Origin of the sequence: Pseudomonas sp. KSR10, assembly GCF_022355455.1 — a bacterium.
Classification (GTDB): Bacteria; Pseudomonadota; Gammaproteobacteria; order Pseudomonadales; family Pseudomonadaceae; genus Stutzerimonas; species Stutzerimonas stutzeri_E.
The window spans coordinates 110,354-113,877 of record NZ_JAKOEN010000017.1; the positions used below are offsets into that span (position 1 = coordinate 110,354).

General features: G+C 60.5%; 6 protein-coding genes. 2 read left to right on the forward strand and 4 right to left on the reverse strand.

Annotated features, from left to right (window positions below; genetic code table 11):
• Window positions 1-28: 28 nt before the first annotated feature.
• Window positions 29-475: an Hsp20 family protein gene (locus MCB86_RS08675; protein WP_045162506.1), complete on the reverse strand. Its 447-nt coding sequence runs from the start codon at window positions 473-475 to the stop codon at window positions 29-31.
• A gap of 115 nt (window positions 476-590) precedes the next feature.
• Between MCB86_RS08675 and MCB86_RS08680 the strand changes: the two genes are divergently transcribed.
• Window positions 591-1,337, forward strand: coding sequence for an SDR family oxidoreductase (locus tag MCB86_RS08680; protein WP_045162507.1), 747 nt, complete (start codon window positions 591-593; stop codon window positions 1,335-1,337).
• Window positions 1,338-1,358: 21 nt separating this feature from the next.
• On the opposite strand, the gene MCB86_RS08685 is transcribed toward MCB86_RS08680, so the two are convergent.
• The 3 genes from MCB86_RS08685 to MCB86_RS08695 all read right to left on the reverse strand — a co-directional run bounded on the left by MCB86_RS08685 (window position 1,359) and on the right by MCB86_RS08695 (window position 3,061).
• Window positions 1,359-2,333 carry a tRNA-dihydrouridine synthase gene (locus tag MCB86_RS08685; protein ID WP_045162508.1) on the reverse strand — a complete coding sequence of 325 codons (975 nt, stop codon included), beginning with the start codon at window positions 2,331-2,333 and terminating at the stop codon, window positions 1,359-1,361.
• Between the two features lie 84 nt (window positions 2,334-2,417).
• Window positions 2,418-2,753: a hypothetical protein gene (locus tag MCB86_RS08690; protein ID WP_052679324.1), complete on the reverse strand. Its 336-nt coding sequence runs from the start codon at window positions 2,751-2,753 to the stop codon at window positions 2,418-2,420.
• Window positions 2,750-3,061 (reverse strand): hypothetical protein, encoded by a 312-nt coding sequence (locus tag MCB86_RS08695; RefSeq protein ID WP_239610603.1) that lies wholly within the window; start codon window positions 3,059-3,061, stop codon window positions 2,750-2,752. The genes MCB86_RS08690 and MCB86_RS08695 overlap by 4 nt, the downstream gene beginning before the upstream one ends.
• Window positions 3,062-3,227: 166 nt before the next feature.
• Here MCB86_RS08695 and MCB86_RS08700 point away from each other — a divergent pair, with 166 nt between their 5' ends.
• Window positions 3,228-3,413: a hypothetical protein gene (locus MCB86_RS08700; RefSeq protein WP_052679325.1), complete on the forward strand. Its 186-nt coding sequence runs from the start codon at window positions 3,228-3,230 to the stop codon at window positions 3,411-3,413.
• The last annotated feature ends 111 nt before the right edge of the window (window positions 3,414-3,524 follow it).

Consider the following 3,524-nt stretch of genomic DNA (forward strand, 5'->3'; position numbering starts at 1 on the left):
AGGGCGCCTCGACGCCCTCCTTTCGCGGTCAGGCCTCTTCCAGCGCCAGGCGTTCGCCGTTGATCGGGATGCGCTTGGGTTTGGCCTCTTCCGGTACGACGCGTTCGAGCTCGATGCTCAACAGCCCGTTGTTGAGCGCGGCGCCCTTGACCTCTATATGGTCGGCGAGGCGGAACGAGAGCTTGAACGCGCGCTGAGCAATGCCCTGGTGCAGGTAGGTAACATTGTCACCTCCGTTTTCGCGCTTGCCGCCACTGATGGTCAGCACGCCACGCTCAACCTGCAGGTCCAGATCGGATTCTTGGAATCCGGCGGCTGCTACGATGATGCGGTACTGATCATCGCCGTGCTTTTCCACGTTGTAAGGTGGAAACGAGCTGCTAGCGTCGTTACGCAATGCGGACTCGAACAGATCGTTGAAACGATCGAAGCCAATGGATTGGCGGAACAATGGAGCCATCGAAAAACTAGTCATTTTGCTATCTCCTGATATTCAGCGAGTGGTTACTACAGGACCCGAATTCGGCATCCTGTAATGCCCTAGATAGGAACCGCCCGTTGTTTTTCAAGACCGTTCGTCGGAGTTTTAAATGTCCAAAGTCATGTTGATCACGGGTGCCAGCCGAGGGATAGGTGCCGCTACTGCCAGGCTTGCAGCGAGCGAAGGTTACTCGCTGTGTCTGAATTTCCACCGCCGCCAGGACGCCGCACAGCAACTACTCGAAGAGCTTCAACGTAACGGCACGCGAGCCATCGCGATCGCCGCCGACGTGGCTGACGAGGCGCAGATCGCGAACCTGTTCGCCGCAATCGATGATGAGTTCGGCAGGCTCGACGTACTGGTCAACAACGCCGGCATGCTAGAGCGCCAGATGCGCCTGGATGAAATGGATGCGGCGCGACTGATGCGTGTGTTCTCGGTCAATGTGACCGGTAGTTTTCTCTGTGCGCGTGAGGCTGTGAAACGCATGTCCACCCGCTACGGTGGCAACGGCGGCGCCATCATCAATGTCTCGTCGATCGCAGCGAAGCTCGGCGCGCCAAACGAATACATTGATTATGCGGCAGCCAAGGGCGCAATCGACAGCATGACCCTTGGTCTGGCCAAGGAGGTGGCCGCCGAAGGCATTCGAGTCAACGCCGTGCGACCAGGCGTGATCAACACCGACATTCACGCCAGCGGTGGCGAGCCGGGACGCGTCGAGCGGGTCCGGTCCAGCGTGCCCATGGGCCGTGGTGGCGAGGCTGAAGAGGTGGCCGAAGCGATACTCTGGCTCGCCAGCGAAAAGGCCAGCTACGCCAGCGGTGCGCTGCTGGACATCAGCGGTGGGCGCTAGCCCCACCGCCGGAAGCCCAGTTCAGACGGCTACTTCGAAACCCGGCGCGGAGCTGTCGAGCCCCAACAGGGCGTCGAGTCGCTCGCAATCGTTCTCGCGCCGCAGCTGGGCGAACAGCGAAACCGCTTGTGGATAGCTGCGGGTGAGCATGGACAGCCACTGTTTGAGCCGACCCGGTGCGTAGCGTGGAGAGATCTTGCGCCGTGCCTGCATCCAGAAGTCAGCGAGCAGCGGCTGAACGTCATCCCAGCTCATCGGCTCGACCGTCACACCCCGCTTCGCCGCGCTGATCTGACGCGCCAGATCCGGCCGACAGACCAGCCCGCGGCCCAACATGATGTCCTCGACGCCGCTGACTTCGCGACAGCGGCGCCAATCCTCCAACGACCAGATATCGCCGTTGGCAAACACTGGCACCGCGACCACATCCCGAACCCTGGCCACCCATTCCCAATGCGCCGGCGGCTTATAGCCGTCGACCTTGGTCCTCGCATGCACCACCAGTTGCTCTGCGCCGCCGTCGACCAGTGCCCGGGCGCAATCGAGCGCGCCATCCGGGCTATCGAAACCCAAACGCATCTTTGCAGTGACTGGAATATGTGCCGGAACCGCTTTGCGCACCTCAGACAGAATCGCATGTAGCAATTCGGGTTCCTTGAGCAGCACGGCACCGCCACGAGACTTGTTCACGGTCTTGGCCGGACAGCCGAAGTTGAGGTCGATGGCAGGCGCGCCGAGGGTACAGGCGAATGCGGCATTGTCGGCCAGGCAAAGCGGATCGGAGCCCAGCAATTGCACTCGCAGCGGTGTGCCGGTACGGGTTTTCGCATCGTTGTCGAGCTCAGGTGCAAGCTTGCGGAAACTGGATGGAGGTAGCAGACGATCGGACACTCGAATGAATTCGGTCACGCACCAGTCGACGCCGCCGATGCCGGTCAGCACATCGCGCAGGATTTCATCGACCAGGCCTTCCATCGGTGCCAAAGCAATTTGCATCAAAAACGGTCCGCTCTGAAAAGCACCGCATTGTACGGAGCCGGCGGGCACTTAGGAACGGTCCGGCTGACGCCGCCTGGCGTCCTATGGGTCCGTTTCGTCGTCGCGGTCTTCGATGGTATCGGTTCCTGTCGTTGCCCCCATACCACCAGTTGTGCCCGTAGCCCCGGTGCCCATCGTGCCTAATTCGGAGTCACTGTCCATCTCTCCGTCACGGTCGACCATACCGTCCCGCTGGTTCTGTGCAGGATCCCGGATCTCGGACGATGGCTGCTCCATCGCATCGGTCCCCGTGGTGGACGGATTGGACAGGTCGCCATCCGCGTCGGCCAGCGCGATGCCAGAGACGACCATCAAACCAGCACTCATCAACAGAACTTTATTCAGCATGCTCTTCTCCACTTTCGTCGGTTCGATCAATCGTCATCCTGATCGCCCAAGGTCCGGCGAGGGTGATGCTCCATATCGATATCGTTGTCGCCGTGACCTGATTCGCCGTGGGCCTTGCTTCGTGGGCCTTCACGTTCGTCGCGCCCGGCTTCGCGACGTTCGGGTAATCGCTCGATGCCCTCACCCAGCCCCATGGAACCGTTACCCAAGCTGCGATCAGCAGCGCCGGTGTTCTGTGCCAACTCGATTGCAGCTGGGTCAACCTGCGCAGCGGCAACGCCTGTCATCGCAGCGAGCCCGGCCACGGATCCAAACGCGATTAGCAAGTAGGTCCGCATACCTCCCTCCTTCTACTGAGTCGCGACACTCTTTTTAGGCAATCCAAAAGACCAGCCGTGCGCTATCGGTCAGCGTCACCGACCAATGGCAAGCGGAACCGTTGAGCCGAACCTGGGGTCCGACCTATCGAGAGCCGTAGATCTCGGGTTAGAAAGGAATCCAACAATGATCGCACCCGCACTGGTAATCCTTTTGATGGTCGTCGGCTGGAGTGCCGCCGCACTGGCCATGCTCTGGGGGATGTTGCGAATCGCTCGCTACCATCACCGGCCCAGCCACGACGCGTCACAAGAGCGGCGAATTCGCGCCGTGACTGCGAAGTCCGGCATCAACGTTTCGCTAAATGCTTGAAGAAAATACGCTTTCGTCCAATTAAGCCGTGACAGCACCACTGAAAGCTGTAGAATGCCGCCCCACAGACGCGGGATGGAGCAGTCTGGTAGCTCGTCGGGCTCATAACCC